The sequence below is a fragment of the Haloarcula sp. KBTZ06 genome, from assembly GCF_048595605.1.
GTDB lineage: Archaea > Halobacteriota > Halobacteria > Halobacteriales > Haloarculaceae > Haloarcula > Haloarcula hispanica.
In genome coordinates this window covers 2,390,074-2,414,224 of record NZ_CP184337.1, presented here as the reverse complement: position 1 = coordinate 2,414,224, position 24,151 = coordinate 2,390,074, and the positions used below count along the sequence as shown (strand labels likewise).

At 64.2% G+C, this 24,151-nt stretch carries 29 protein-coding genes; 14 read left to right on the top strand and 15 right to left on the bottom strand.

The window, feature by feature from the left end; translation table 11 throughout:
- Window positions 1-186 precede the first annotated feature (186 nt).
- Both ACNO8S_RS12540 and ACNO8S_RS12535 read right to left on the bottom strand, forming a co-directional pair.
- Window positions 187-579: a DUF5611 family protein gene (locus ACNO8S_RS12540; RefSeq protein ID WP_008308010.1), complete on the bottom strand. Its 393-nt coding sequence runs from the start codon at window positions 577-579 to the stop codon at window positions 187-189.
- A gap of 38 nt (window positions 580-617) precedes the next feature.
- The gene (locus ACNO8S_RS12535; RefSeq protein ID WP_420182022.1) at window positions 618-1,475 is read right to left on the bottom strand and encodes a DUF7093 family protein; all 858 of its coding nucleotides are present in this window, start codon (window positions 1,473-1,475) and stop codon (window positions 618-620) included.
- A 148-nt stretch (window positions 1,476-1,623) separates the two neighbouring features.
- On the opposite strand from ACNO8S_RS12535, the gene ACNO8S_RS12530 reads away from it, so the two are divergent.
- From ACNO8S_RS12530 to ACNO8S_RS12515, 4 genes are all read left to right on the top strand, one after another.
- On the top strand, window positions 1,624-2,964 hold the full coding sequence (locus ACNO8S_RS12530) for a PKD domain-containing protein (protein ID WP_420182021.1): 1,341 nt from the start codon (window positions 1,624-1,626) through the stop codon (window positions 2,962-2,964).
- Between the two features lie 156 nt (window positions 2,965-3,120).
- The gene (locus ACNO8S_RS12525) at window positions 3,121-3,438 is read left to right on the top strand and encodes a hypothetical protein (protein ID WP_146416915.1); all 318 of its coding nucleotides are present in this window, start codon (window positions 3,121-3,123) and stop codon (window positions 3,436-3,438) included.
- Between the two features lie 160 nt (window positions 3,439-3,598).
- Window positions 3,599-4,105 carry a hypothetical protein gene (locus ACNO8S_RS12520; RefSeq protein ID WP_315898944.1) on the top strand — a complete coding sequence of 169 codons (507 nt, stop codon included), beginning with the start codon at window positions 3,599-3,601 and terminating at the stop codon, window positions 4,103-4,105.
- Between the two features lie 166 nt (window positions 4,106-4,271).
- On the top strand, window positions 4,272-4,565 hold the full coding sequence (locus ACNO8S_RS12515; RefSeq protein WP_004958397.1) for a DUF6432 family protein: 294 nt from the start codon (window positions 4,272-4,274) through the stop codon (window positions 4,563-4,565).
- Between the two features lie 22 nt (window positions 4,566-4,587).
- On the opposite strand, the gene ACNO8S_RS12510 is transcribed toward ACNO8S_RS12515, so the two are convergent.
- Window positions 4,588-5,766 (bottom strand): MBL fold metallo-hydrolase, encoded by a 1,179-nt coding sequence (locus ACNO8S_RS12510; RefSeq protein WP_420182020.1) that lies wholly within the window; start codon window positions 5,764-5,766, stop codon window positions 4,588-4,590.
- Between the two features lie 70 nt (window positions 5,767-5,836).
- Between ACNO8S_RS12510 and ACNO8S_RS12505 the strand changes: the two genes are divergently transcribed.
- Window positions 5,837-6,439, top strand: a complete 603-nt coding sequence (locus tag ACNO8S_RS12505) for a transcription antitermination protein (RefSeq protein ID WP_420182019.1) — start codon at window positions 5,837-5,839, stop codon at window positions 6,437-6,439.
- Here the strand turns inward: ACNO8S_RS12505 and ACNO8S_RS12500 are convergent.
- The 4 genes from ACNO8S_RS12500 to ACNO8S_RS12485 form a co-directional block, all read right to left on the bottom strand.
- Window positions 6,436-8,046, bottom strand: coding sequence for a hypothetical protein (locus ACNO8S_RS12500; RefSeq protein WP_420182018.1), 1,611 nt, complete (start codon window positions 8,044-8,046; stop codon window positions 6,436-6,438). The two genes, ACNO8S_RS12505 and ACNO8S_RS12500, sit on opposite strands and share 4 nt — an antisense overlap.
- Window positions 8,043-8,783, bottom strand: a complete 741-nt coding sequence (locus ACNO8S_RS12495) for an ABC transporter ATP-binding protein (protein WP_151103778.1) — start codon at window positions 8,781-8,783, stop codon at window positions 8,043-8,045. Before ACNO8S_RS12495 ends, ACNO8S_RS12500 begins: the two co-directional genes overlap by 4 nt.
- A gap of 283 nt (window positions 8,784-9,066) precedes the next feature.
- Entirely contained in the window at window positions 9,067-10,440 is a 1,374-nt protein-coding gene (locus ACNO8S_RS12490; protein ID WP_014041244.1) for an RNB domain-containing ribonuclease, read from the bottom strand.
- A 66-nt stretch (window positions 10,441-10,506) separates the two neighbouring features.
- Window positions 10,507-10,791 (bottom strand): DUF7562 family protein, encoded by a 285-nt coding sequence (locus ACNO8S_RS12485; RefSeq protein WP_014041243.1) that lies wholly within the window; start codon window positions 10,789-10,791, stop codon window positions 10,507-10,509.
- 128 nt (window positions 10,792-10,919) lie between these two features.
- Between ACNO8S_RS12485 and ACNO8S_RS12480 the strand changes: the two genes are divergently transcribed.
- From ACNO8S_RS12480 to ACNO8S_RS12465, 4 genes are all read left to right on the top strand, one after another.
- The gene (locus ACNO8S_RS12480; protein ID WP_050007087.1) at window positions 10,920-12,500 is read left to right on the top strand and encodes a bacterio-opsin activator domain-containing protein; all 1,581 of its coding nucleotides are present in this window, start codon (window positions 10,920-10,922) and stop codon (window positions 12,498-12,500) included.
- A 256-nt stretch (window positions 12,501-12,756) separates the two neighbouring features.
- Window positions 12,757-13,728, top strand: a complete 972-nt coding sequence (locus ACNO8S_RS12475; RefSeq protein ID WP_014041241.1) for a phytoene/squalene synthase family protein — start codon at window positions 12,757-12,759, stop codon at window positions 13,726-13,728.
- Window positions 13,729-13,776: 48 nt separating this feature from the next.
- A complete protein-coding gene (locus ACNO8S_RS12470; protein ID WP_050037043.1) occupies window positions 13,777-14,502 on the top strand; it encodes a lycopene cyclase domain-containing protein in 726 nt (241 codons plus the stop codon).
- Complete coding sequence (locus ACNO8S_RS12465) at window positions 14,499-15,524, top strand: Brp/Blh family beta-carotene 15,15'-dioxygenase (RefSeq protein ID WP_420182017.1); 1,026 nt, start codon at window positions 14,499-14,501, stop codon at window positions 15,522-15,524. Before ACNO8S_RS12470 ends, ACNO8S_RS12465 begins: the two co-directional genes overlap by 4 nt.
- A gap of 59 nt (window positions 15,525-15,583) precedes the next feature.
- On the opposite strand, the gene ACNO8S_RS12460 is transcribed toward ACNO8S_RS12465, so the two are convergent.
- From ACNO8S_RS12460 to ACNO8S_RS12450, 3 genes are all read right to left on the bottom strand, one after another.
- Window positions 15,584-15,880: a hypothetical protein gene (locus ACNO8S_RS12460; RefSeq protein WP_014041238.1), complete on the bottom strand. Its 297-nt coding sequence runs from the start codon at window positions 15,878-15,880 to the stop codon at window positions 15,584-15,586.
- A gap of 95 nt (window positions 15,881-15,975) precedes the next feature.
- Complete coding sequence (locus tag ACNO8S_RS12455; protein WP_014041237.1) at window positions 15,976-16,299, bottom strand: hypothetical protein; 324 nt, start codon at window positions 16,297-16,299, stop codon at window positions 15,976-15,978.
- A 168-nt stretch (window positions 16,300-16,467) separates the two neighbouring features.
- Window positions 16,468-17,058: a 50S ribosomal protein L15e gene (locus ACNO8S_RS12450; RefSeq protein WP_008308034.1), complete on the bottom strand. Its 591-nt coding sequence runs from the start codon at window positions 17,056-17,058 to the stop codon at window positions 16,468-16,470.
- A 258-nt stretch (window positions 17,059-17,316) separates the two neighbouring features.
- On the opposite strand from ACNO8S_RS12450, the gene ACNO8S_RS12445 reads away from it, so the two are divergent.
- Both ACNO8S_RS12445 and ACNO8S_RS12440 read left to right on the top strand, forming a co-directional pair.
- The gene (locus tag ACNO8S_RS12445; protein ID WP_420182016.1) at window positions 17,317-19,263 is read left to right on the top strand and encodes an aldehyde ferredoxin oxidoreductase family protein; all 1,947 of its coding nucleotides are present in this window, start codon (window positions 17,317-17,319) and stop codon (window positions 19,261-19,263) included.
- Window positions 19,264-19,299: 36 nt separating this feature from the next.
- Window positions 19,300-19,665, top strand: coding sequence for a hypothetical protein (locus tag ACNO8S_RS12440; RefSeq protein WP_420182015.1), 366 nt, complete (start codon window positions 19,300-19,302; stop codon window positions 19,663-19,665).
- Here the strand turns inward: ACNO8S_RS12440 and ACNO8S_RS12435 are convergent.
- From ACNO8S_RS12435 to ACNO8S_RS12425, 3 genes are all read right to left on the bottom strand, one after another.
- Window positions 19,649-20,017, bottom strand: a complete 369-nt coding sequence (locus tag ACNO8S_RS12435; RefSeq protein ID WP_420182014.1) for a hypothetical protein — start codon at window positions 20,015-20,017, stop codon at window positions 19,649-19,651. The two genes, ACNO8S_RS12440 and ACNO8S_RS12435, sit on opposite strands and share 17 nt — an antisense overlap.
- Window positions 20,018-20,027: 10 nt before the next feature.
- Window positions 20,028-20,282, bottom strand: coding sequence for a hypothetical protein (locus tag ACNO8S_RS12430; protein ID WP_004958362.1), 255 nt, complete (start codon window positions 20,280-20,282; stop codon window positions 20,028-20,030).
- Window positions 20,283-20,410: 128 nt separating this feature from the next.
- Window positions 20,411-20,779, bottom strand: a complete 369-nt coding sequence (locus tag ACNO8S_RS12425) for a hypothetical protein (RefSeq protein WP_420182013.1) — start codon at window positions 20,777-20,779, stop codon at window positions 20,411-20,413.
- A gap of 91 nt (window positions 20,780-20,870) precedes the next feature.
- Between ACNO8S_RS12425 and ACNO8S_RS12420 the strand changes: the two genes are divergently transcribed.
- Entirely contained in the window at window positions 20,871-21,272 is a 402-nt protein-coding gene (locus ACNO8S_RS12420) for a MoaD/ThiS family protein (RefSeq protein ID WP_420182012.1), read from the top strand.
- Window positions 21,273-21,302: 30 nt separating this feature from the next.
- On the opposite strand, the gene ACNO8S_RS12415 is transcribed toward ACNO8S_RS12420, so the two are convergent.
- Window positions 21,303-21,575: a ubiquitin-like small modifier protein 1 gene (locus tag ACNO8S_RS12415; RefSeq protein WP_008308044.1), complete on the bottom strand. Its 273-nt coding sequence runs from the start codon at window positions 21,573-21,575 to the stop codon at window positions 21,303-21,305.
- Window positions 21,576-21,739: 164 nt separating this feature from the next.
- Between ACNO8S_RS12415 and ACNO8S_RS12410 the strand changes: the two genes are divergently transcribed.
- A complete protein-coding gene (locus ACNO8S_RS12410) occupies window positions 21,740-22,702 on the top strand; it encodes a C-terminal binding protein (protein ID WP_420182011.1) in 963 nt (320 codons plus the stop codon).
- Window positions 22,703-22,766: 64 nt separating this feature from the next.
- On the opposite strand, the gene ACNO8S_RS12405 is transcribed toward ACNO8S_RS12410, so the two are convergent.
- Window positions 22,767-23,168, bottom strand: coding sequence for a hypothetical protein (locus ACNO8S_RS12405; RefSeq protein ID WP_050007083.1), 402 nt, complete (start codon window positions 23,166-23,168; stop codon window positions 22,767-22,769).
- 95 nt (window positions 23,169-23,263) lie between these two features.
- On the opposite strand from ACNO8S_RS12405, the gene ACNO8S_RS12400 reads away from it, so the two are divergent.
- Window positions 23,264-24,049 (top strand): helix-turn-helix domain-containing protein, encoded by a 786-nt coding sequence (locus tag ACNO8S_RS12400; RefSeq protein ID WP_004591084.1) that lies wholly within the window; start codon window positions 23,264-23,266, stop codon window positions 24,047-24,049.
- Window positions 24,050-24,151: the final 102 nt, after the last annotated feature.

Sequence of the window (24,151 nt, the reverse complement as noted above, 5' to 3'; positions counted from 1 at the left end):
GGTGAGGCGTATGTGAACCTATGCCACAAGCGTATTTAGATGTGACGCCCGTCTGACGCTGCGTGATACTGGCGGTACTCAGTGTCGATATCGAAGAATTTCCGGATGGCTACGCGGGCCGTGCCGAACCGATACGCAGTACCAGCCTGCCGGCACTCGCGGACTGCGTGCGCCCGACGACCGTCGTTAGACGTTGTCCGGGGCGTCGGCGTCGTCCTCGACCGAGCGCTTCAGTGAGTCGCGTCGTGCCTTCGCGTCGCGGTCGGTCGCCTCCTCCAGGAAATCGTTCTTGATAGCGACGGCGTCCTCGGCCGCATCGACGTTGCCCTCGGCGATGACGTCCTCTGCCGGTCGCTCGTCGATGTGGAGTGCGATCTTGTCTTTCTTCGAGCCGTACTCGACGCGGCCCGCGACGACCCGGTCAAACACGGGGTTGTCGGGGTCGTCGACGACCAGCAGGTCGTTGCCTTCGTACTCTTCTGTATCCGTTACTTCGCCGAAGTACTCCTCGACGAACGCTTCCATGTCAGGGACGCGGTCTTCGAGATGCTCGCCCCGTCGCATCTTGTACTCTCGCATGGGCGAGTTTTTGCGAGGGGCTGTCTTACCCTTTGCGTTCACTCCTCGTCCCGGGTGATAAGTGACCCTTTGTGACACTCCGGACAGAAGTCCCCAGCGCGCAACGACGTCGATTCCACCTCGGTGGTGAATCCACACTCCGGACAGGCGAACTCGCCTTCCGGAACCGTTACGGCGCTGTCGCTGGTCGGTTCGACGCTCGAATCGTCGTCCGTTCCGGTATCGACCGGCATCGTCTCCGGCGACCAGCCGTCCCCGTCGTCCCCCGGTTCATCGGGCCATTCGCCCGGCTGGCGGTCGTCGCCGGCCGACTCCGATTCCTCTTCCTCGCCGAGAATGAGCCCGTCGTCTTTCTCCGGGTCGGTCTCGTCTTCGGTTACCGGCTCCTCGCTCTCGGCGTCCGGGACGTCGACCGTCGTCGTCGGCTCGTCCAGTTCCACGTCGCCGCTTTCTTCCTCGCCATCGTCACTGTCGTCGATAATCTCAGCGTCGTCAGCCGACGGATCGACCGGTTCCCCGGCGTCTACGCTTTCGTCGCCGATTCCTGCATCGTCCGGTGCTTCGACCGGGTCGTCGACGCTATCCCAGCCACCCGAGCGCTCCGATTCCTCGTCTGTGGGTTCGGCCACGCTGTCAGCAGGTTCGTCTTCCGGCGGTGACTCGGATTCGGACGTTTCGGATTCGGACTCGTCTTCGACGAGATCGCTGGCGATGTCCGACGGCGTCTCGATAGCCGTTACCTCCTTGTTCTCCGAGACAATGCGCGTATTTCCACACCGCTCACAGGTCTCCCGTTCCTGGATGGTGATGACGACTTCGCTACCCTGCTCTTCGCGCTCGCGCTCGACGGTGGTCTCACCGTACTTGTGCCCGAGGACGGAACATTTGAGACCCATTGCCAGAACTTCCCACCGTGGCGCACTTAAACCCTGCCCGTTGGCTCGACCATTCGTGACAGAACGCTACCTGTTTCACGACGCTGTTATATTAATTTCAGCCCTATTTGTGAAATTTTATAACCGATACCGGCCCTACGCTACGCCAATGCAGCGGACGACGACACTCGTGGTGTCGGTCCTTGCCCTCTCGGCGCTTCTCGGCGGGACAGCGGTGGCGGCCGAGAACCAGCCACCGCTTGCCGACGCCGGCCTGGACCAGTCCGTCGAGCGAGAGACGACGGTCCAGTTGGACGCCAACGGCTCGCGCGACCCCGACGGCACAATTGAGAGGGTCGAGTGGTCCATCGAAACGCCGGACGGCACGACGCGCACGCCCGACTGCCAGACCTGCGTTCAGACGACGTTCTCGCCGGCCGAGACCGGCCAGTACAACGTCACTGTCACGGTTACTGATAACGACGGAGCGTCGCGCTCGGACACGCTCCATGTCGATGTGGTGGCCGCCGGTGGGCCGTCAGTCTCGATGTCGGCCCCGCCCGCGGTTCCCGTTGGCCTCCAGCGGAATCTGACTGCAAACGCGACTGCCGGTGATGCCGACCTCCGAACGCTCGCGTGGGTCGTCAACGGCACCGCACAGAACCAGACGCGACTCGCTGGTGAAAACGGCACCTCGACGATTACTCACACGTTCAACGACTCCGGCTCCGTGTCCGTCCGTGCGGTCGCCTACGATGCCGCTGGACGGCGTGGCGTCGCTAACCGGACGATTCGTGTCGCCGACTCGTCCGGCAACGGTGGCGGCGGCAGTAATTGCCCGGGTGGTAGCGGAAGCTACTACGTCGACGGGCAGAACAAGGGCTGTACTTCGGCCGCGATGACTATCGGCGACACCATCGTCGACACCGACGGCCGGGACGGTTTGTGGATGTACGTTGACAATGAACTCACTAAGATCATCGATGAAGAGAACATGAACAAGTACTCCGAGGACGGTTACGGAGGCACGTTCAGTAAGGAGACTATCGATGAACGAAAAGACGATATAAAGGAACAGGAAGAGAATCAGGACGGTTTCATTGATGTTGATAATGGCGGTAGTTACAATGACGACGATTCCAGCGATGAGAGTCGTAGTACTCGTCCAGCATCCAGCGTGCCAAATAACCTGATGAACCCAGATAGCGGAGACGATGACGACGATGAGGACAGTGGCGACGATGACAACGGTGGATATGACTGGTCATACGATGACGATGACGGCAGTAGTAGTGACGATGATGATAGCAACGGTAACGATGATGGTAGTGGTGGCAGTGATAACGATGATCAGGGAGGTTTCCTTGACGGCATAATCGGTGGCGGTGACGACGATGATGAGGACAGCGGTGGTGATGACGACGGTGACAGCGGGAGTTGGTTCGGAGACGATAGCGACGATGACGATGACAGTGGCGGCGACGGTGGCGGAGGGTGGAGTTTTTGGTGACAGCTTTCAGATCTGGCTTCGGAACTAAAACTTGCAGATGGCAATAAATAAATCCTAAATATGATGAATGTAAAGAATAGTGCACAAGAGGTAGTCGCCTGCCTGTTAGTGACGGTTGCAGGCACTCTCTTACCCACAGTCACTGCTCCGCTTATCATGTGGACGGACGCCCATTGGTATGCAAATAAGGAATCACCGATGCCCGGAATCCAGTCCGGAGAGGGGTACGTTAGCATCTTGACTGCGCTCGCCTACATGCCTGTCTTCACCGCCCTTGTCTGCGGGATCGTATTTTTGAGCACCGGTGGCGAGACTGCACAGGATTCACCATCTGCGGGAGTGGACGGCGACGGATCAGCAACTGGCACGTTACCAGAACCAACGCCAACCTTGACTGAAACTCTGAATCTTTCACCTGCTGAAAAAGAAAACAAGGAAACAGACCTCAACAATGAAACCCAAAACCATGAGTGAGACTAGAACTATCGTTAGCTCTGTCGCCATTGCTCTCTTAATTATCTCTGCCGGCTGCTCTGCGTTCGCGGGAGGCAGCGGACCAGCCGAAGAGACAGTTTCGTCGACGCAGACGCCAGAACCCACGCCAGATATTATTAAGACCCAAACGCCTGAGCCAATGGAAACCGAGAGTACGCAAGTAGCTACCAAAGGAACTGAAACGGAAACCGGATCTACTACTGAAGGTGATCTCAGCAAGGCAGAGAAGTTTGAGGAATTCGATGAGAATATGCAGTATCTATACGATGCAGACGAGGAGAACCGTTCTGCCGAGATGGAGGCCTTCCCTGATAATGACTCATACCACATAACGGTTGAAATGCGTGATACCACAAACTTCACTAAGACCCGAAATGACCGGCTAAACCCGCTCTGGAAGTACTATGCCATTGTAGAAGACTATAACAATAATGATGACCACCTTCCAGACCGGGACCACACGTACATTCCTGATACGGTCAATGTGACGTTCACTACGGAAGACGGCGGGGTGTTTGAAACAACTCACATCAAATATATTTGGGCGTACAAGTACTATACCGACGAATGGTCGCTCCGAGTCTTCATGGCAAAGTATGGCTCTACCACTGAAGAGGGGCCAGCTTACCATGAAAAGGGACGATAGCGAATCACTCGGTTCGGAATCATAAGTCACAGCGAGTTTGTCGCTGACGACCGCTCCGATCAGGGGTCTGACTTACCGGTTCAGCAGTTTATACCGTGTCGGATCAGGTTCCCAGATTAGATTCACGAGGGACAAAGATTAGACCCAGCCGGTTTTAGAGGGACATATGAGAGCGAAGCCGGAGTATCGCGACCGGGACGACACAGAGGTTGCGGTGCTCGATGCGCTCGCTGACCGCCGTGATGAGGGGATGACCGTCTTCGAGCTTCGGTCGCGGACGGAGGAGAATATCGACCGCATAGAGGACGCGCTCGCGGCTCTCAAGGCGGACGACCTCATCGAGGTCGAGGACAACGGCGAGCGAACCGTCATTCTCCCGGGCGAGGGCGTGGTGGGGGAGTCGTTGCCCGACGAAGACGAATCGATTCTGGATCAGATCCGCAAGCGACTCCCGTTGTAGCCGCTGTTGTGTCGTGGCGGTGTCACACCGCGTCCGACGGCGCGGCCGCGCAGTTGTTCGGACCGAGTTCGAGTTCGAACGCGGTGTCGTCGTCGGCCGTCTCCGTTCCGAGATTGATGGCGATAATCCGCTCGAAGTTGGCGGGGCGCGGCGGGATATCGTCACAGGCGTACTCCACGAACGCCTCGCGGTCCATCGCGAACCCCGGGAGCCGGTCGCGGAGAGTGCCCAGCGTAGCGGTGAATGTACCGTCGTCAGCCGGCGTTGTCGACTCGCTGTAGTGGCCCGGAGCGACGACTGTTTCGCCGGGTAGCGTTGCGAGTCGCTCGGTCAGCGTTCGGTGGAGGTCGCGGGCCAGATCCCTCGCTCCGTCAGCGCCAGCTTCCAGGTCTGGGCGGGCGACGCTGTCGAGGAAGACGCTGTCGCCGGCTAGGAGCACGTCGCCGACGGTGAAGCCGGTCATGCCGGTCGTATGCCCGGGTAGGGGACGAGGCTCCAGTGTGGCCGAGCCGACGCGTAGCGTTTCGTCGGCGGCCAGTGCGGTCACGTCGTCGACACCGCGGGCGACCGCTCGTTCGGAAAGGATCGGCTCGGCACCGGTCTCTGCGGCGAGACGACGGACGCCGCTGACGTGGTCGGCGTGGACGTGCGTGTCGATAGCGTGGGTGAGCGAGGCGTCGTGGTCGGCGGCGTCGGCGACGTACCGGTCGGTGAACGCTCGGAGCGGGTCGACGACAGCGGCCGAGCCATCGCTGACGACCATGTAGCCGAGACAGCCGGACGACGGCCGGCGGTACTGGAGGACGGTTGCGGCGTCGCAGGTGATCTCGCGGGCCTCGTAGAGCCGCGCCCACCCCTCCATGCCGTCGCTGAGGTTCTGTGCCTCGATGCCGTGTTCGGTCAGCAGGCCGGCGACGAAGGCGCTGGCCTCGCCGCGGCCACAGACGACCGTTATCGGGCCGGTGCCGGCCACGTCGCCGACGATGTCGTCCACTTCGCCGGTCACCTTCGCCTGAAGGAACTTCGTAAATGGGAGCTGTGTCGCCGTCACCGAGTCACCGCGAATCCGCCACTGCTCGTACTCGTCACGGTCGCGAACGTCGAGTAACCGGAGCGACTCGCCGTCGTCCAGTTCCGCCTGCAACGCCGCTGCCGATAGTGACGGCGGGTCCGTCGGCGGGTCAGGGTAGTCCTCGGCCATACCGACACTAGCGCCGCCCGGCGGATAAATCGGGCGGGGATTTCAAGCCCCTGCCGTTCCCAGCAGGCGTATGGACGCCGGAGCCACTATCGATGCCGTTCGCGACCGAACCGAGACGGAGCGAGACAGACTGGGCTCGGACAAGGTTCTCATCGCCGCGACGGATGCGACGCTGGAGACTGAGGCGGTACTCACGGCAGCGTCGACCCGCGAGTCGGGGCTTGCGGATATCCTCGGTCGATGGGCCGACGAGTCTGACAGCGACGTGGCGACGCAGTTCGGGGCAGCCGCCGAGGCTGCGGCCGAGCGGGCGGACCGCATTGACGCGGACGCCGGTGACCCCGATGGGTTCATCGACCACCTCGAAACCGTCAGTGGGACTGCGCGGCGCGTCGGGGCCGGCCTCGTCGCCGCGCCGCTGGTCGCCGACCGGTTCTACTTGCAGGTAGTGAGCTTCTTCATCAACGAGGCGGACGAACAGCGGGCCGATACGTTCCGCGAGATTCGAGGGGAGGCGTCGGCACTCGACGACGGGGAGGCCGCTCTCGGACACCTCTCGGAGTCCGGGCGCGAGACGGCAGCCGCGGCCGCGACCGAAGCCATCGAAGCGGCGTACGACGACTACGCGGAAACGCTGGAGGCGATGGGACTGGACCCGAAGCCCATCTGCTAGTCGAGTCGGTAGGTCGCGACGCGGTTGGCGGCATAGAGGAAGCCGGCGACAGCGCCAGCGACGGCGATTGCGGCGCTCGCTACCAGCCCCCCACCGAGAAGGAGCGCGTCATCGACCGGTAGCGCGAACAGGTCTCGGACGGCGAGCAGGTACGCCAGACTCCCCGGCGCGACGGCCACGCCGAGAACGAGGAAGTACAGTCCGAACGCCCAGCCGCTCGGGACCACCACTTCGCGGCCCTGCACCGACGAGGATTCGAACTTCGGGAACACGACGCCGGTTCCGACGGCGATGGCCGGCGCGGCGAGGGTTGCCACGAGTGCGAGTGAGAGTCCGACGGCGAGCGTGACTGGCGGTGTCCCGGCCGCGATACCGAGGCCGACGACCAGTAGCGTCGTCACCACGACGCCGGGGAGCGCGCCCGCAAGGACGAGCCCGGCGACGAAGGCTCGGCCGGAGACGTTAGCGGTCAGCGTCAGCGGCAGTACCCCTTCCTCGCCGCCGAGCGGATTGAGCGAAAACGCGGCCCCGAACGCCGCCGCGCTGGCGAGGCCGGCGCTGAGCGGGAGCGTCGGCGGCACTACCCGCTCCAGAATGACTATCTGGAGGTGATACACCAAGAAGAAGAACGGCATGACCGCGAACTGGACGGTGACGGGGGCTCGCTTGGCTCTGAGCCACGACTTCTGTGCGACTACGCGGGTCGCGGTTGGGACCCGCCCCGCCAGCAGACGGTCCGAGAGCGTTCGCTCGTCGGCGTCGAACTCGTGGTCGGGCTGGACCGGATCGGCATACCAGGCCCGCCCGGCCAGCCACAGACACGCGACTGCGCCGACCGGGAGCGCGCCGAAAATCCCCGCTGTGGCGACGACGGCAGCGACCGAATTGCCGCCGGTCCCCAGCACGAGCAGGACTACGTCGGCAGGCCACGAGAGCGGTGACTGGGTCGCCAGTTGGAGCACGCGAAGCTGTACCGTCGGAACGGCCGTCATCGCGACCCAGCCAAGTGGCAGGATGAGCGAGACGGCAGCCCCGACGCTCGCGCGGTGACTGGCGACGAAGGCCGAGCGGTTCGCCACCAGTTTTGTCACCAGCCCCAGGCCGAAGCCGAGAACCGTCCCCAGCAGGGCGACCGCGACCGACCCGATGAGCGCCACGAGAGCGACGAGTACCCCGGCGTCACCGGCTGCAAGCCCGCCTACTAGCGCCACAATCGGAATGGCGAGCGCGAGCGACACGCGACCGGCCTCGGCGGCGAGCAGCCCGGCCGCCGCGTCCTCGTAGGGGACCGTCGTCAGCAGGCCGTCGGCGGCGTCGGGCTCGCCGGCCGATTTCACCGTGTGCTGGAGCGTGAAGAAGCCGACGAGTCCGAGCAGTCCGACGATACCCGCCGTCGTCGCAAGCCTGACCGTGTGGGGGTCGCTGTCGGCCAGGGCACCGCCGAAAAAGAACGCCCCTGCGCCGATAGCGAGACTGTATATGCTGATGCCCAGCCCGCCGCCGAGGAATATGAGTGCGCCGCGTGTTGTCCCCTTGAGCTTGCGCCAGGTACGCCGCAGTTCCGTCCGCGCGATCAGTCGTGTCCGTCGTCCGCTCGGCCGTCTCATCGCTCTCCCGGGTGCTCGCTGGTCACGTCGAGGAACACGTCTTCGAGCGTGCTCCCGGACTCGACGCTGTCGGTCAGTTCATCGGGAGACCCCTCCGCGACGAGGTCGCCGTCGTACAGGACGCCGACGGTGTCAGCCAGCTCCTCGACGACGGGCAGGATGTGCGTCGAGAGAAAGACCGTCGTGTCAGCGGCCGCGACTTCGCTGATGGTGTCACGCACTGTCCGGGCGGCCCGCGGGTCCAGCCCCGAGGTCGGTTCGTCCAGAAAGAGAACCTCCGGCTCGTGCAACAGCGCCTGGACGAGGCCGAGTTTCTGTTTCATCCCCTTCGAGTACGTCTCGACGCGCCGGTCTGCGTCCGTATCGAGGTCGAATCGGTCGAGCAGCGACTCCACGCGGTCCCAGTCCTCGTGCCCGCGGAGGCCGGCGACGTACTCCAGCTGCTCGCGGCCGGTGAGTTCGTCGTACAGCGGCGGCTCCTCCGGCAGGAAGCCGATGTGTTCGACCACCGCTGCGCGGTCGGCGACCGACTCACCGGCGACCCGCGCGGTGCCGCTTGTTGGGTTCGTCAACGTCGTCAGGATGCGAATCGTCGAGGTCTTACCCGCGCCGTTGGGGCCGAGGAAGCCGAAGACGCTCCCACGCGGGACCGTGAGGTCGAGGTCCGCTATCGCCGAGACCCCACTGTAGCGCTTCGTCAACCCCTCGGTGACGATTGCGGGTGCTGGAGGGCACATACGGGCAGTGCCGTACCGACTGTGAAAAGGTCTTGCTGTTGCTATGTGCGACTCTCTGGGATGGTTGTTTGGTGCTGCTACGGCTTTGTGGTGATATTTGAACAGCCAGAAAGCCCCCGCGCTATCGGCTCCTGCGCCTCGCTGCGCGCGCTTCGCGTGCTTGCGTCGTCGGAGTTCGCCGATAGCACGGCCCCTTTCAGTCCCACCCAGCCGGGGCTTTCTGGCTCCCGACGGCCGTAGCTGCAGAACCATGCACAACAGAACCCGATACTTTAGCTAGCCGTTACTCTTCAACGGCTGCGTCGGCGGCATCGGCTTCAGCGTCTTCATCCTCGCCATCGTCATCAGGATTCTCGACGACTTCGATACCGCGGTTGTTGACCGCTGACGGGTCCAGACCGACCTCCTGCAGGAAGTTCTTGTACTCGCGCTCGCACTGCTCGGCGTCCTTCTGGCGGTCGCTGGCGCGGTCACACAGCGCGACGAGGTCCTCGGGCACGTCGTTGGTGTAGACGATCCAGTGGTTGATGAGGTCCGACAGGCGGCGGATCGGCGAGGTGAAGTGGCCGTAAATCTCGAAGTTCAGGGCGTGGTGGCCGCCGAAGGGGTCGTTCATGTACTTCGCGCGTGGCATGACCTTCATCACGGCCCACTGAATCTTGTCGAGTTGGCGACCAGGGGCCTGTTCGAGCGTGGCGTTGACGGCCTTTCGCGGGTCGTCCCAAGCGTCGCCGGGGATGGAGACGCCGTCGAGTTCCTGAATCTCGACCAGCGCCTCGTCCCACTCGTCGGGGCTCGGCTGTGGGTGGACGCGGTACATCGCCTCGACGCCGCGGTTCCACATCAGCTCGTGCGTGACGGCCTTGTTGGCCTTCAGCATACACTCCTCGATGATGGTGTGGGCGCGGTCGCGGGCGGGGTTGAGGACGAGCGAGCCCTCTTCTTTGCGCTGCTCGTGCATCCGGTCGGCCAGTTCCCAGACGCGCTCGGTCTTCTCCGCGAGGTCGACGCTCTGGTCCTCTAGCACGTCTTCTGCGGTCTCCGGCTCGTCCAGCAGGCGCTCGGCCTCGGTGTAGGTCAGGCGAGCGTCCGAGCGGATGACGGACTTGTAGATGTTGATCTCCTCGTAGCCGAGGTTCTCCTTGTCGAGGTGCATCTCGACGGTGTGGGCCAGGCGGTCCTCGTTGGGGACCAGCGAACAGACGGTCTCGGCGAGGACGGGCGGCAGCATGTGGACGGTGTAGGCCGGGAGGTAGACGGTGTTCCCGCGCTCGACGGCCTGCTCCCACATCTTCGTGTCGGGGTTGACGTAGTGAGTCACGTCGGCGATGTGGACCCAGAGGACGATCTCGTCCTCGCGCTCCTCGATGGAGATGGCGTCGTCGAAGTCCTGGGCGTCGATGGGGTCGGTCGTCCAGGTCGTCATCTCCCGGAGGTCTTCGCGTTCGTCGACCTCGTCCTCGATTTCGGCCTGGACGCCCTGCGTGCGCTCTTTGGCCTCCTCCAGTACCTCGGGCGGGAACTCGTCGGGGATGCCGAACTTCTCGAACAGTTCCTCGCGCTTGTTCTCCAGATGGCGGGCCATCTCCGGGTCGATCTCGACGGGGCCTTGCCCCTCGGCGGTCCCGGCGGCCGCTTGCGCGTCCTCTGTAGTCATGTCACCCGGTACGAACAGGGCGTAGTTAGGGCTGTCGGGGTGGGACTGGGCCGTGACTTCCGCGTCTCATTCCCTGTGCGTGTCGCCCTCGGAGAGTTCTCGGAACCGTCTCAGGAAGGTCTCTTGGTCGGTCTCGCCGGCCCCGGCGGCGTCAAGCGTCGTTTCGAGGCCGTCCCGCGGCTGCTGGCACAGGTCGGCAAAACAGGCTTTACAGAGGTGCTCGAACGTCTTGTTCCGGCGGTCCCACCGGTCGCCGTGTTTGTCGTACTCGCGGGCCTCGGACCGTGGGACGGACTCCCCACACGCGATGCAGGTGACTGACTCCCCCCGGGAACTCCGGGACCCGAACATACGAACCAGTTGCGACTGACAGCGCTTAGAGCTTTCCGCACAGGCAACAGTTCCCCGTTCCGGGCCACACGTTTATTCACCCGCCGCCACTACACAGGGTATCGGCTATTCGGAGCCAGGGACACTGAATGAAGCCACCAGAGACACTCGCTCACTCGACGTTGGACACGCTACCCATCAATATCGCTGTCCTCGACGACGAGGGGACGATTCTGTTTACCAACCGCGCCTGGCGTGAGTTCGCGGGCGACGAGGATGGGGAGATGGAGGGGACGAACTACTTCGCGACGACCGACATCGACGCCGACGAGTACGCCGGGCAGGCACTCGGCGGCATCGAGTCGGTCATCGACGGTGAGCAGGACCTGTTCACGATGGAGTACCCGTGTCACTCCCCGGAGGAGAAGCAGTGGTTTCTGATGCGGGTCGCACCGCTGCCCGACGACGAGGCCGGGAGCGCAGTCGTCGCACACATCGATATCACCCAGCGGAAGCTCGCTGAACTGGCAGCCGAGCGCCGCAGCGAGGAGCTCAAGGCCGAGCGCCAGAACCTCAAGCAACTCGTTGACCGGGTCGACGGGCTGCTGAAAGCGGTGATGGGCGACGTACTGACCGTCGACTCGCGCGAGGCCATCCAGCAGACCGTCTGTGACCGGCTGGCCGAGGTCGACTCCTACCAGTTCGCCTGGGTGTCAGAACTCGATCTCCGCGACGAGACGCTGTCGTCGACAGCCCTCTCCGCCGACCACCCGACGTCGCTGTCCATCCCGCTGGACGCCGATGACCCGGTTGCGGAGGCGGCCCGCACCGAGGAGATGCAAGTTGTGACCGGTGACATCGACGAGCAACACAGCCGACTCGCCGACTCCGACGTTGCGTCGGTCGCGGCAGTCCCGCTCGTCTCCGGCGAGTCGCTGTACGGCGTCCTCACCGTCTACGCCGACAGCGACGACGTGTTCGACCCTCGCGAACAGGCCGTACTGGGGACCATCGGGCGGGCGACCGCGGCGGCCATCGACGCCCGCGAGACCAGCCGGCTGTTGACCGCCGACAACGTCACCGAACTCGAACTGCAGGTCACCGACCCCGACGTTTTTTACATCGACGTGGCGAGCGAACTCGGCTGCTCGATGGAGTACGGTGGGAGCGTCCCCGACGGTGAGGAGACGGTGATGTTCTTCCTCGTCGAGACGGACGACCCCTCGGCGGTCTGTGCCGTCGCCGCCGACCACCCCCAGGTGTCGGGCGTCTCGCACGTCTCGACGGCGGACTCGTCGGCGCTGTTCGAATTCACCGTCTCGGACCCGCCGGTCGTCTCGGTCGTCGCCGACCGCGGGGCCCAGACGGGCGACATTCTGGTCGAACCGGGGAAGGCGACAGTCACCGTCACGCTCCCGGCGTCGATGGAGACCCGAAGCGTGGTCGAGCAGGTCCGCAGCCAGTATCCGGAGACGGAACTGCTCTCCGTGCGAGAACGGGACGAACCGCCGGTCTCCCGTCAGGCGTTCATCGCAAACGTCGAAGAGCGGTTGACCAACCGCCAGCTAACGGCGCTCCGGAAGGGGTTTCTCGGCGGCTTCTTCGACTGGCCACGCGACGTCTCCGGCGAGCAACTGGCCGAGTCGATGGACATCTGTCCGTCGACGTTCCACCAGCACCTCCGTGCGGGTGAGCGAAAGCTACTGGAAGAAGTGTTCGAAAACTGGTAACCAGTGCTTGCGAATCCCTACGCCTGCGGCGGACTCCTGGCACGATTCCCGAAGCAGTTTGGTAGTCCGCTTATACCGATAACAACCGTATATACATGTAGTGATACGGAACCAGTGTCCTGTTTGTCTCCGGCGAACCGACGGGACACAGTCCCCCGTGACAGCGGTGCACTCACGGATCGACCGAACTATTACGGACAGCCTGCCGACAAGCGCGCGACGCATCGCCCGCCGAATGACCGCCCGATAGCTTTCAATGCACTCCGATAACATCCAAACCAGCAAATCGATACAGCAGGAGACCGGCCGGACGTTTCACCTCGCGACGCGTCTGCTTCCGGAGCGTATCCGCCACCCGACCTACGTCATGTACGCCTTTTTCCGGGTCGCGGACGAGGTCGTCGACCAGACGGATGGGCCGCCCCCGACCGTCCAGCACGAGCAACTGGAGGTAATCCGCGAGGCCGCGCTCGGGAACGTCGACCCGGCCGAGACCGACCACGAGGCGGTCATGGCGGCGTTTCAGGACCTGGCCGAGCGTCACGACATCTCCGAGGAGACGATCAACGTCTTCATCGACGCGATGGAGATGGACATCGCACAGGCCCGCTACGAGACGTTCGAGGACCTCCGTGAGTACATGGGCGGCTCCGCCGTCGCTGTCGGCCACATGATGACGGAGGTGATGGACCCGCCACAGAAGGCGGAGGCCCTGCCCCACGCGACGGCGCTGGCCGAAGCGTTCCAGCTCTCGAACTTCCTGCGGGACGTCCGCGAGGACATCCACGACTACGGCCGGGTGTACCTCCCACAGGAGACGCTCGACCGCCACGGCGTCACCGAGGAGCAACTGGCCGACGCCGAGGTCGACGACGCCTTCCGTGCCGTGATGCAGGAGGAACTGGCTCGGACCGACGAACTGTACCGCGAGGGCGTCGCCGGCATCCGATACCTCCCGGAAGACTGCCAGTTCGGCGTGCTGCTGGCTGCGGTCCTGTACGCTGACCACCACCGACTCATCCGCGACCGTGGCTACGACGTGCTGACGGAGACGCCGGAACTCACTCGTCGTCGCCGGCTGTGGTTGCTCGCCCGTACGTGGTGGCACTGGCGGCGCAACGGCGACCCCGAAGCGACGTTCTACACCGTGAGCGCTGTCTCCGAGCGCGGCCCCGGCGAGACGCCGACGGACGCCCACGGCCACGGGCAACCCGCGTGGCGTGGATGACAGCCACGCACCGGGTATCGTTTCTGACCACCGGCTGTATCTGAATTAATGTTGCCTACGCTCACGTATCTCCAGTTCCACGCCCTGTTCGTGGTGCCGGTCGTGGCTGGATTGGCACTGACAGCCACCTACCGCCTCGGGAGCCGCCGGGACGTCCTCACAGGGACAGCAATCCTCGCAGGCCTGGCGCTCGTCTACACGACGCCGTGGGACGGCGCGCTCATCCGGCGCGGCGTCTGGTGGTACGGCGACGGCGCCGTACTGGTGCGGTTCTGGTCGATTCCCCTCGGCGAGTACCTCTTTTTCGTCCTGCAGACCGCGATGGTCGGGCTGTGGGTGGCCCGGTTTCGGGTGGACACTGAGCGCCAGCTAGCCACGCCGATGCGGACGCGGCTCGTTGGACTCGCCGCTGCGCTCGTCGTCGTTCTGTCCGGCCTCGTGCTCCTGCGCTCCGACTCGGGACTGTACCTCGGGTCGCTGCTGGTCTGGAGCGGGCCGATTCTCGCCATTCAGTGGGCCTTCGGCTGGCAGTTCCTCGCCAAGGAGTGGCGGACCGTCGGCGGCGCGACACTGGTTCCGGCGGCCTATCTCTGCGGTATCGACAGCGTCGCCATCCGACTCGGCGTCTGGACCCTCTCGAAACAGTACACGACCGGCTACACGATTCCCCTGCTCGACCTGCCCATCGAGGAGGCGGTGTTCTTCTTCCTGACGACGCTGTTCGTCGTGCAGGGAGTCGTGCTCTACATCTGGCTTCGGGACAGATGGGAATGAGCCGCCGCACCACCGTCGAGCCGTCGGTTCTCTACCGGGTCGCGCTGGTCCCCGGCTGGATCGCCAGCCTCGCCGTCGTTGCTCCGTTCCTCGCCGGGGTCTCGATACCGCCCGCGCTCCAGTACGCCCCGCTGGTCGTCAGTGCCGTTCTGCTCGGCCTCCCCCACGGTGCGGTCGACCACCTCGCGGTCGCACGCACCCGCGGCAAGCGCCCGGACTGGCGGGCTATCGCCCGCGTGTTCGCGCTCTACGGCGTCGTCGGCGGAACCTACGCCGTCGCCTGGTTCCTCGCGCCCGCGGCGGCGTTCGTCCTCTTCATCGCCGTGACGTGGTTCCACTGGGGGCAGGGCGACCTGTACGCGCTGCGTGCGCTGGCCGACGCCGACCACCTCCGAACCCTTCCGCAACGAATCGGAACCGTCCTCGTCCGCGGCGGCCTGCCGATGCTAGTCCCGCTGCTCGCGTTCCCGGAGTGGTACCGCCGCGTCGCGACGGACCTCGTCTCGCTGTTCGCGCCCGACGCCGTGGCCGCTATCGGCTGGGCGTTCCGGACCGACGTGCGGACCGCGCTCGCCCTCGCCTACGGCGCGCTCGTCGTGGCGACGCTGGCCGTCGGGTTCGCTCGCGCCGATGCCCGCCGGCCGTGGCTGCTCGACGCAGGTGAGACACTGGGCCTGCTCGCGTACTTCGCCCTCGTCCCGCCGGTGCTCGCCATCGGCGTGTACTTCTGTCTGTGGCACTCGCTGCGCCACGTCGCCCGCCTCCTGCTGGTCGACGACGACGCCACTGCCGCGCTCGAAAACCGCGACCCGACAGCTGCCCTGGCGCGGTTCGCTCGCGACGCCGCACCGCTGACCGCCGCTTCGCTCGCCCTGCTCGGCGGGCTGTACTTCCTCGTCCCAAACCCGCCGGGGTCCGTTCCGGAGTGGGTCGCGCTGTATCTGGTGTTTATCGCCGTCGTCACACTCCCCCACGTCGTGGTCGTTAGTATCATGGACCGCGAACAGGGTGTCTGGGGGTAGTCAAGGCAGACCGCACGGGAACAAGGTATCTGAGCGTAGTCTGACCGGACGCCGCGCGTTTACCGTCGGCGGTGCAGTCCGGCCGCACCGGCAATGATGAGACAGCCGGTGAGGAAAAGCACCACCCTGCCGTCGGCGTTGAACCGCAGCTGCGGACCAAACAGGAACTGCGCGCTCTCGACGAGATAGATACCAGTTCCAGCCCCGATGACTAGGTACGCCACAGTCGTCCGCTCCGTCACCCGTAACAGGCCGACTCCGACCAGTGAGAGACAGAGCGCCAGCACAATGTAGGTCATCGTTACCGAGAGCGCGAGGGCAGCGGCCGTCACTGCGAGGGAGGGCAGGGGAGTCATGGCAGAAATTCGATGGGACTGTGTATAATTTCTCGCATCCTTTCCGACGGCAGTGTTTAGTTTAGCTGGGCTCACGTCAGGCCCGCCCCACCGAACTACAGGATGGCTCCGGCGGTAGAGTCTCGCTGTATTCTTGTTTTATAGTAGTACGTCAGTAACGCCGCCAGGCCGGGAAAGACCACAAGCAACAGGATGGCAACCATCAACGCGACTATTGCTGGATTCTCGAAGCCCTGTTCTTGCGCATCGAACAGAACCCAGATTGTACTCACGCCAACGAACGGGAACCAAGCCACTGCAGCTAACGGGCCTAAAAGGCCATATCTGGCAGCAATTCCGACGACTGCCAGCCCGACCAGACCGAAGTACACCTTCTTCCACGTTGGCAGGCCACGGATACGGATGGCGATTTCGCCCATCGGAGTCCTGTCTCTCTCGTAAATACATAATGTTAATCAAGTATACACTTGGGGGGCCGTCGCATCGCTGAGATACCAGACTTGATTCCGGTTTGTTGCCAGTACAATCGTTGGCTGGCGGTGCTTCGCGGTGACCGCGTCGCCGCAAAAAACGAGACGTTGTTGGCTCTATTTGCCCTTGCCGCGGTTGCTGCGCAGCGATGGGCGGGTCTTCTCGCTCCCTTTGCCCTTACCGCTGAGGCCGCGGTTGCGGCGGCCGGCACCGGTCAGACCGCGGAAGACGCGGTCGGCCTGGTCGTCGGCACAGATCCACGACAGGTCGTCGTCGTTCTGGATGGCCGGGTGGTTCGGGTCGATGAGGATGACTTCGTGCCACTTCTGTCGGCCGTCCTGACCGACGGAGTAGCTGTTGAGCACGCGCAGGTTCGGGAAGGTGCGGGAGGCGCGTTCCTCGGCGACGCGCTGGATGTCCTTCCGGCGGGTGATGCGCGTGACGCCCTGGCGCTTGGACCGGCGACCGGCCTTGTGTCGGCGCTTGCGTGCGCCGCCCTTGCGGACGGAGACGCGGGCGACGACGACGCCCTGTTTCGCCTTGTAGCCCTGCGAGCGGGCCTTGTCGAGGCGGGTCGGGCGCTCGATGCGCTCGACGGCCCCTTCGTCGCGCCACTCCTGCTGGCGCTGCCACTGTAGTTCTGCGAGCTGTCCGTCGCCCGGGTTCTTCCAGGCGTCTCGAATGTACGAATATGCGCTTCGTGCCATATGTATTCACCACGGGCGTTGCGTGGTTCAAGTCGCGCTCGGCGCGACTCACATCCCGACCTGCACACGCAGGTGCCCGCTGGTGCCCGTCGCCCAGCGAGTTACCCGGAGTTTGCCGTTCGGAGTCTTAAACGGTTCGGACCAGACTCGCGGATGTGACCCGCTCACGCAGGGACGCGACCGCTGAAAACGTCGGATATCTGTGGTTTAGCAACACAAATCGTTAAGTTGTTCCCAGCCGGAGAGTCATGTATTACCATGACAGACCTTGGTGGCTTTCAGGACCATGTGGCGCGAATCGACCTCGGGGACGGGGACGTAGCCTACGAAGGTATCGACGAGGAAGACGCGAAAAAGTACATCGGTGCACGCGGGCTCGGCGTGAAGTACGTCTTCGATCAGGGACCGGACGTGGACCCGCTGGGTCCGGACAACCTGCTGGCGTTCATGAACGGGCCGCTGACGGGGACACAGGTGACGATGAGCGGCCGTATCGCCATCTGTACGAAATCGCCGCTGACCGGGACCGTCACTGATTCCCACCACGGCGGCTGGTCCGGAGCGCGGCTGAAATGGTCGGGCTTCGACGGACTGCTGTTCGAGGGCCAGGCCGACGAGCCGGTGTATGCGCTCGTCGAAGACGGCGAAGTGGAACTGCGTGACGCCTCGCACCTCTGGGGGCAGGGCGTCCACGACACCATCGACGACCTCGAAGGCGAAATCGAGGGCGGTTCGCTGGGCAAGAACCTCTCGGTGATGGCCATCGGACAGGGCGGTGAAAACGAGGTCAAGTACGCCTGTATCATCAACGAAGACGACCGCGCGTCGGGCCGCGGTGGCACCGGCTGTGTGATGGGCAACAAGAACCTCAAAGCCGTCGTCGTCAAGTCCAGCACCCGGATGCCCAAACCGAAGGACCAGGAGACGTTCCAGGAGGGCCACAAGCAGGCGATGCAGGTCATCCAGGAGTCCGACGTGACCGCACCCAACGAGGGCGGACTCTCGATGTACGGCACGAACGTCCTGATGAACCTCACCGAAGAGATGGACGGCCTCCCGACGAAGAACGCGAAGTACTCTTCGACGCGCTCGTACTCGGACGCCGAAGGCGACGGCGAGCGCATTATGGATTCGGAGAACGTCTCCGGCGAGAACGTCCGGGAGAACATCCTGGTCGACGAGCCGACCTGTCACTCCTGTCCGGTCGCTTGCAAGAAGGAAGTCGAGGTGCAGGCGATGCACAAGGGCGAGGAGATGAACGTCCGCACGGAGTCCTACGAGTACGAGTCCGCGTGGGCGCTCGGCCCGAACTCCGGCCACGTCGAACGCGACAAGATTGCGGTGATGCTCGACCGGTGTAACGACGTCGGCGTCGACACCATCGACGTTGGCAACACCATGGCGATGGCGATGGAGATGACCGAGGAGGGCAAACTCGACGAGCTCGGCGACGGCCTGGACTGGGGCGACGCCGAGACGATGATCGACATGATCGAGATGATCGCCCACCGCGAGACGGAACTCGCGGACCATCTCGCTGAGGGGCCGGACCACCTCGCAGAGGAGTTCGATGCCCACACCAACTCGCTGGCGGTCAAGGGCCAGACGATGGCGGCTTACGACCCGCGCTGTATGAAGGGGATGGCAATCGGGTACGCGACCTCGAACCGCGGCGCGTGTCACCTGCGCGGCTACACGCCGGCGGCTGAGATTCTCGGCATCCCGGAGAAGGTCGACCCGCGAGAGTGGGAAGGCAAAGGCGAGCTGTGTGCCACCTTCCAGGACCTCCACGCCATCAGCGACTCCTTCGACATCTGCAAGTTCAACGCCTTCGCCGAAGGCATCGAGGAGTACGTCCTGCAGTACAACGGCATGACTGGGCTGGACGTGAGCGAGGAGGAACTGATGGAAGCCGGCGAGCGCGTCTACAACCTCGAACGGTACTACAACAACCTCGCGGGCTTCGACGGGTCCGACGACGACCTGCCAAACCGGTTCGTGGAGGGCGACGAGCACGCGATGCCAGCCCAGGGCGGCTCCGAAGGCGAACTCGCGGAACTCTCGAAGATGAAAGACGAGTACTACGAGGTCCGTGGCTGGGAGAACGGCGTCGTTCCCGACGAGAAACTCGACGAACTGGAAATCGATATCGGCCCCGGAACCGGCGTCAGCTCCGGCGGCGCGGCGGCCCCGAGCGACGACTGAATTCGCACTGACCGCCGAACACACTTCAGTTCTCTAATGCGCAAGGAAGATATCGACGACTTCGAATTTCAGGTAGAGTCCCGACTGACCAGCCACGGCGTTTACGTCACCGAGTTCGACGACGAGGGCGAGACGTACCGGCTCACCTACGAATCGATTTCGGCCGACGAGGCGGCCGTTATTCCCCACCGGGAAATCGGTCGCGTCATCAACGTCTTCCGGGACCTGCACGCCGATGACTGGTCCGGGGTCGACATCGAGGCGACCGTGACGGACCTCGACGACACTGAACTCGGCGAGTGGTCCGTCGACAGCGAGTGGATTGACGAACTCGAAAACGGCGACCTCTCGGAGACGGACTTCTCTCAGCGCGTGCTGGAGACGATTACGGTTCGGAACTGACCGCTAGCACGTCTCTGATTTCCAGCGTCGTCTCGAACTCCTCGCTTCTGTCCAGCCGCCGGCCGTCGCGCTCGAACTGGGCGACGTGGGCCCGCCGAACCGCGTCCTGCTCGCGCCCGCTCAGCCCGAGTTCTGTACCGATACTGTCCCAGCGGCCCGACTCGGCACAGACGTAATCGGCCTCTCTGGGGCCGCTGATGCGTTCGTACTCCCTGTCGTATGTCGCCCGATTCGCCCGGAGGTAGGTCTGTACCTGTCCGAGCAGGTCGGGGAGTCGGTCGAGCGGGACGCTGGCCTGCGTGCCGGCCAGCAAGACGATTTGCCCCTCGATGGGGTACGTTGGGTCGGCCATCGCGCCCCGGTCAGCCGCCCGCCCGCATCGCTTTCTGTGCGAACTTCTCGATGAGCGGCTCCAGCGTCTCCGGGTCGCCGTCGAACTGGATAGTCACCTCGTTGAGCTGGAGGCTCGGTCCGATAGCCACCTTCTCCTCGGAGAGTGTCGCCGCCCAGCCGTCGCCTTCGACGGTCGCTTCGCCGCGTTGCTCGCCGCCCAGGTTCTCCAGATAGCCGATAGCAGCCCGCACCGAGATGCCGCGAAAACTCCGTTCACGCTCCATTACGTGGTCGTTACGGGTGCGGTCGTCTAAACCTATCGGCGGTCCGGCGCTCGTTTGCCACAACCGCGCTATCCCGGACGCGTTCCACCTTTCCCGGACGGCTACGGCCTACCCCGGACGGATACTCTTTATCCCGGCCGGATGCCGTCGTCGACGATGCGGGCGTTGCGCTCGCGGTTGATACGCTCGTCCAGGTCCGCGTGGTCGTAAATCTGGGCGATAACGGCGGCGTGGAGGTCACGCCAGGCCATCGCGTAGATGGGCGACTGGCCCCAGGCCCGGAGTTCGACGACGTACTCGTCGTAGGCCTCCCACCGATTCTCGAACTGCTCGATGTGGTCGACGACGGCGCTGGCCGGCTCCTCGGAACCGAGGGCGGCGTTGAGCTCCCGCTCCCAGCCACCGACGGCCTGCTCCATGTCGCGTTTCGTGTCCTCGCTGTCCGGCGGCAGCGAGTCGACAATCCCGGACGGAATCCCCAGTTCGATGTCGTCCATATCGCCACACAGAGTTCGCGGCCAATAAACCCCAGCGATGGGGGAACATGTTCGTCTCTACTGATTTGTGTCGGCGGGTCATAGCGCACGTATGAGCAGTGAGACAGTAGAGCGACAGTCGTCGACGCCGGGCCTGACCACTGTCGAGGTCAGGTGCACCGGCCACGTCCGCCGGGTCGTCGGCGAGCCGTCGCTGTCGTACACGTTCGAAGGGGACACGCTGCGTGACCTCCTCGACGCGTTCTTCCGGGAGTACGACGTGAGCGACATGCTCATCGCGGAAACCGAAGCCGACGCCACCACCGAGGGCTGGGCCCCGGAGATGGCGGACCTGCCGGGCGACTGGGCGAAAAACCCCGAAGGCGAGCAGACCAGATGCTACGCGCGAGTGGCGGTCAACGGCGAGTTCAACGAACACCTCGACGGACTGGACACGGAACTGGAAGCCGGCGACCGCGTCGGGCTGATGTTCCCGTTTATCTTCTGCTGCTGATTCGAGTCCCGCCTGCTCCACCGGACCGTGCTACCCCCCGGCGACTGGCGGGAACACGCTGAGCTCGTCCCCGTCCTCCAGCGCGGTCTCTAGCCCGTCGAGATGGGCAATATCCGTTCCGTTCCGGAGAATCGTCAGGTACTCCCGCAGTTCGCCGTCCTCGAACAGGTCCATCTCGGTGTACTCCTCGGAGAGCTGCCGGAGCACGTCACCCGCCTGGAGGCCGCTCTCGTACTCACGCTGAACCGTTTTCTGCCCCACGGCTTCCCGGAAGTTGGCGAAAAACCGCAGCTCGATTTGCATACCGCTGGGTTGGCGGTCGAGTGGCTTAAATCACAGCGCTCGGACCGCGTGAATCGAACGAGCAACTGATTTATTCGTTGTATTCAATCGATCATGGACCTCGAATTCCTATCCGATGGGAACGACTTCGACCCGTTTTAGCGTCCCAGTCCATGACTCCGCGTATGGAACGTGTGGTCGCAAGCGATGACCCGATGATAGCTGTCGACCGACTGCGGGCGGCACTCGACGCCGATGTCGTCGTTGCGGAGACAGACGACGAGGACGCGCTCCGGGACGCAGCCGCCGGTGCAGCGGCGCTCGTTGTGGACGTGAACACGCCGGTCACCGCTGCGGTGCTCGACGCGCTGGACGACCTCCAGATCGTCGCGCGAGCGGGTGTCGGTATCGACAACATCGACGTGTCCGCGGCGGCGGACAACGGCGTAACCGTCACGAACGTCCCCGAGTACTGCACGGACGAGGTCGCGACCCACACGGTGACGCTCCTGCTCGACTGCGTTCGGACGCTCACGGCCTACGACCGCGACGTTCGCGACGGCGGCTGGGGCTGGGAGCGGACCCGACCGGTACACCGCGTCCGCGACCAGACGCTCGGTCTCGTTTCCTTCGGCCCCATCGCGAGACGAGTGCGCGACCAACTGCGAGGGTTCGACATCGACGTCATCGCCTACGACCCGTACGTCGACGCCGAGGAGATGGCCGAAGCCGATGTCGAGAAGGTCACGCTTGAGACGCTGTACGAGCGGGCCGACTACGTCTCCCTCCACGCGCCGTTGACCGAGAGCACGGCGGAGATGATAGACGCTGACGCGCTCGCGGCAATGCGCGACCACACCGTCCTCGTCAACACCGGCCGCGGCGGCCTCGTCGACGAGGGAGCGCTTCGGGCGGCGCTGGACGACGGGACGATTGCGGCCGCCGGCCTCGACGTGCTGGCCGAGGAACCGCCGACGGCGGACCACCCGCTGGTCGGCCTTGACAACTGCATCGTTACGCCTCATGCGGCCTGGTACTCCGAGGAAGCCCGCGACGATCTCAACGCCGCCGTCGCCGCGAACGTCGAGGCCGCGCTGGCCGGTGAGACGCCACCGAACCGGATCGACCCCGAGACGGACTGGCTGTAAATATACGGCCGGGGTTGACCGCTAACACCGTCGAAACGGTTGTCGGCGAGTGGTCTGACCGCGCTCAGCAGCGGATGAACTCCCGACGCTGGTCGCCGAGGGCGCTCTGACCCGTGACTGCTGTCTTGATATCTCTGACGAGATTCGAGAGATACGCGCGAAGCCCGGGGTCACATGTGCCGACGCGCCTGGCCTGCCGGTAATCACAGCAGAGCGCGACCGGCAACAGCGGGGCCGCAAACAGTCCCGAAAGCGTGACGCCCAACTGGAAGGGGTGGCCGGCCGGGACGGCGAGCCACGCAGCGGCCACGACCGCCCAGAACACGACTCCGTAGATGACGGTGTGTCGCCAGTTGTGCGGCGGCAGTTCATATCCGCGAATACGCGATGCGGACTCGTCCGGCGTATCGCCGGCGGTCGGTCCGCCGGGCGATTCGCCAGTAGATGCGGAGACAGGACACGACATACTCTATCGGTGGCCTCCCGTACCAATTACAGCTTGTTTGGCATACGCCGAATGAGACAGTGCGTATAAACGGCTTGGCACGCAACGGGACGTATATGCGAGAGTTCATCTTCACTATCGACTACGAACGGAATGTCGACCCCGTGATGGACGTGTTCATCGACTACCCGGAAACCCACTCCCGGACTATCGCGTGCAACGTCACGCGAGACGGGATGTGGCGGCTCGAACGGGTCGCCGGCCCGGAGACCGCCCTCGAACAGCTTGACGACGTGTACGACGACCCGGTCCAGTGTACCGAGTGCATCGGGACCCGCAACTGCAAGACCGACTGGACGTACGAGGTCATCGGCTCTGATCCCGGGGTCCGGACGGTGTACAGCTACCGGTCGGAAGCCGGTGACTGTCACTCGATTCCGCGGCTGGCCATCGACCACGTCGGCCGCGGTGTCCTCGTCGAGACCGAACGCCGCGGGAGCCGGTGTGAGTGGCGGCTGCTCCTGTGCAGCGACGCCGGCGTCGACGGACTGTTCGAGGAGATGGAATCCGAGCTCCGCGAGGGGCTCACCGTCGAGTTCCGGCAGCTTAGCTCGCCCTCGTACTGGGTCGACGAGGCCGTGACGCTGGCGGAGCTCCCGCCGGAGCAACAGGCCGCCGTCGAGGCCGCCGTCGAACACGGCTACTACCGGACGCCCCGGGATACTTCGCTCACCGAACTCGCCGAGACGCTCGACGTGTCGCGGTCGACGCTCCAGTACCGCCTCCAGCGGGCCGAAGCGTGGATCGTCCGGTCGTTCGTCACGCGGTCGATGGGGCCAGTTCAGGCCGACGAAGATGTCGCCGAGGGCGGACGCCTCCGCATCGGCCGCTCGGGCGTGTAAACGGCGATATCGTATCCGGAACCGGGCCGAACTGCACTACCTGAATACTGCCGCGTCGCAGGTCAGCACAGGATGACCGCGGAGGGGCGTCGTGCGCTGTGG

What these genes read in the sequence shown, in the direction of transcription:
- ACNO8S_RS12425 (WP_420182013.1), bottom strand. Translation starts at nt 20,779, where the DNA reads ATGGACGACATCGAACTGGGGATTCCGTCCGGGATTGTCGACTCGCTG.
- ACNO8S_RS12465 (WP_420182017.1), top strand. Translation starts at nt 14,499, where the DNA reads ATGAGCCGCCGCACCACCGTCGAGCCGTCGGTTCTCTACCGGGTCGCG.
- ACNO8S_RS12455 (WP_014041237.1), bottom strand. Translation starts at nt 16,299, where the DNA reads ATGGGCGAAATCGCCATCCGTATCCGTGGCCTGCCAACGTGGAAGAAG.
- ACNO8S_RS12535 (WP_420182022.1), bottom strand. Translation starts at nt 1,475, where the DNA reads ATGGGTCTCAAATGTTCCGTCCTCGGGCACAAGTACGGTGAGACCACC.
- ACNO8S_RS12420 (WP_420182012.1), top strand. Translation starts at nt 20,871, where the DNA reads ATGAGCAGTGAGACAGTAGAGCGACAGTCGTCGACGCCGGGCCTGACC.
- ACNO8S_RS12470 (WP_050037043.1), top strand. Translation starts at nt 13,777, where the DNA reads ATGTTGCCTACGCTCACGTATCTCCAGTTCCACGCCCTGTTCGTGGTG.
- ACNO8S_RS12410 (WP_420182011.1), top strand. Translation starts at nt 21,740, where the DNA reads ATGGAACGTGTGGTCGCAAGCGATGACCCGATGATAGCTGTCGACCGA.
- ACNO8S_RS12480 (WP_050007087.1), top strand. Translation starts at nt 10,920, where the DNA reads ATGAAGCCACCAGAGACACTCGCTCACTCGACGTTGGACACGCTACCC.
- ACNO8S_RS12475 (WP_014041241.1), top strand. Translation starts at nt 12,757, where the DNA reads ATGCACTCCGATAACATCCAAACCAGCAAATCGATACAGCAGGAGACC.
- ACNO8S_RS12490 (WP_014041244.1), bottom strand. Translation starts at nt 10,440, where the DNA reads ATGACTACAGAGGACGCGCAAGCGGCCGCCGGGACCGCCGAGGGGCAA.
- ACNO8S_RS12435 (WP_420182014.1), bottom strand. Translation starts at nt 20,017, where the DNA reads ATGGCCGACCCAACGTACCCCATCGAGGGGCAAATCGTCTTGCTGGCC.
- ACNO8S_RS12400 (WP_004591084.1), top strand. Translation starts at nt 23,264, where the DNA reads ATGCGAGAGTTCATCTTCACTATCGACTACGAACGGAATGTCGACCCC.
- ACNO8S_RS12460 (WP_014041238.1), bottom strand. Translation starts at nt 15,880, where the DNA reads ATGACTCCCCTGCCCTCCCTCGCAGTGACGGCCGCTGCCCTCGCGCTC.
- ACNO8S_RS12515 (WP_004958397.1), top strand. Translation starts at nt 4,272, where the DNA reads ATGAGAGCGAAGCCGGAGTATCGCGACCGGGACGACACAGAGGTTGCG.
- ACNO8S_RS12485 (WP_014041243.1), bottom strand. Translation starts at nt 10,791, where the DNA reads ATGTTCGGGTCCCGGAGTTCCCGGGGGGAGTCAGTCACCTGCATCGCG.
- ACNO8S_RS12440 (WP_420182015.1), top strand. Translation starts at nt 19,300, where the DNA reads ATGCGCAAGGAAGATATCGACGACTTCGAATTTCAGGTAGAGTCCCGA.
- ACNO8S_RS12445 (WP_420182016.1), top strand. Translation starts at nt 17,317, where the DNA reads ATGACAGACCTTGGTGGCTTTCAGGACCATGTGGCGCGAATCGACCTC.
- ACNO8S_RS12495 (WP_151103778.1), bottom strand. Translation starts at nt 8,783, where the DNA reads ATGTGCCCTCCAGCACCCGCAATCGTCACCGAGGGGTTGACGAAGCGC.
- ACNO8S_RS12505 (WP_420182019.1), top strand. Translation starts at nt 5,837, where the DNA reads ATGGACGCCGGAGCCACTATCGATGCCGTTCGCGACCGAACCGAGACG.
- ACNO8S_RS12540 (WP_008308010.1), bottom strand. Translation starts at nt 579, where the DNA reads ATGCGAGAGTACAAGATGCGACGGGGCGAGCATCTCGAAGACCGCGTC.
- ACNO8S_RS12450 (WP_008308034.1), bottom strand. Translation starts at nt 17,058, where the DNA reads ATGGCACGAAGCGCATATTCGTACATTCGAGACGCCTGGAAGAACCCG.
- ACNO8S_RS12530 (WP_420182021.1), top strand. Translation starts at nt 1,624, where the DNA reads ATGCAGCGGACGACGACACTCGTGGTGTCGGTCCTTGCCCTCTCGGCG.
- ACNO8S_RS12430 (WP_004958362.1), bottom strand. Translation starts at nt 20,282, where the DNA reads ATGGAGCGTGAACGGAGTTTTCGCGGCATCTCGGTGCGGGCTGCTATC.
- ACNO8S_RS12415 (WP_008308044.1), bottom strand. Translation starts at nt 21,575, where the DNA reads ATGCAAATCGAGCTGCGGTTTTTCGCCAACTTCCGGGAAGCCGTGGGG.
- ACNO8S_RS12520 (WP_315898944.1), top strand. Translation starts at nt 3,599, where the DNA reads ATGGAAACCGAGAGTACGCAAGTAGCTACCAAAGGAACTGAAACGGAA.
- ACNO8S_RS12500 (WP_420182018.1), bottom strand. Translation starts at nt 8,046, where the DNA reads ATGAGACGGCCGAGCGGACGACGGACACGACTGATCGCGCGGACGGAA.
- ACNO8S_RS12525 (WP_146416915.1), top strand. Translation starts at nt 3,121, where the DNA reads ATGTGGACGGACGCCCATTGGTATGCAAATAAGGAATCACCGATGCCC.
- ACNO8S_RS12510 (WP_420182020.1), bottom strand. Translation starts at nt 5,766, where the DNA reads ATGGCCGAGGACTACCCTGACCCGCCGACGGACCCGCCGTCACTATCG.
- ACNO8S_RS12405 (WP_050007083.1), bottom strand. Translation starts at nt 23,168, where the DNA reads ATGTCGTGTCCTGTCTCCGCATCTACTGGCGAATCGCCCGGCGGACCG.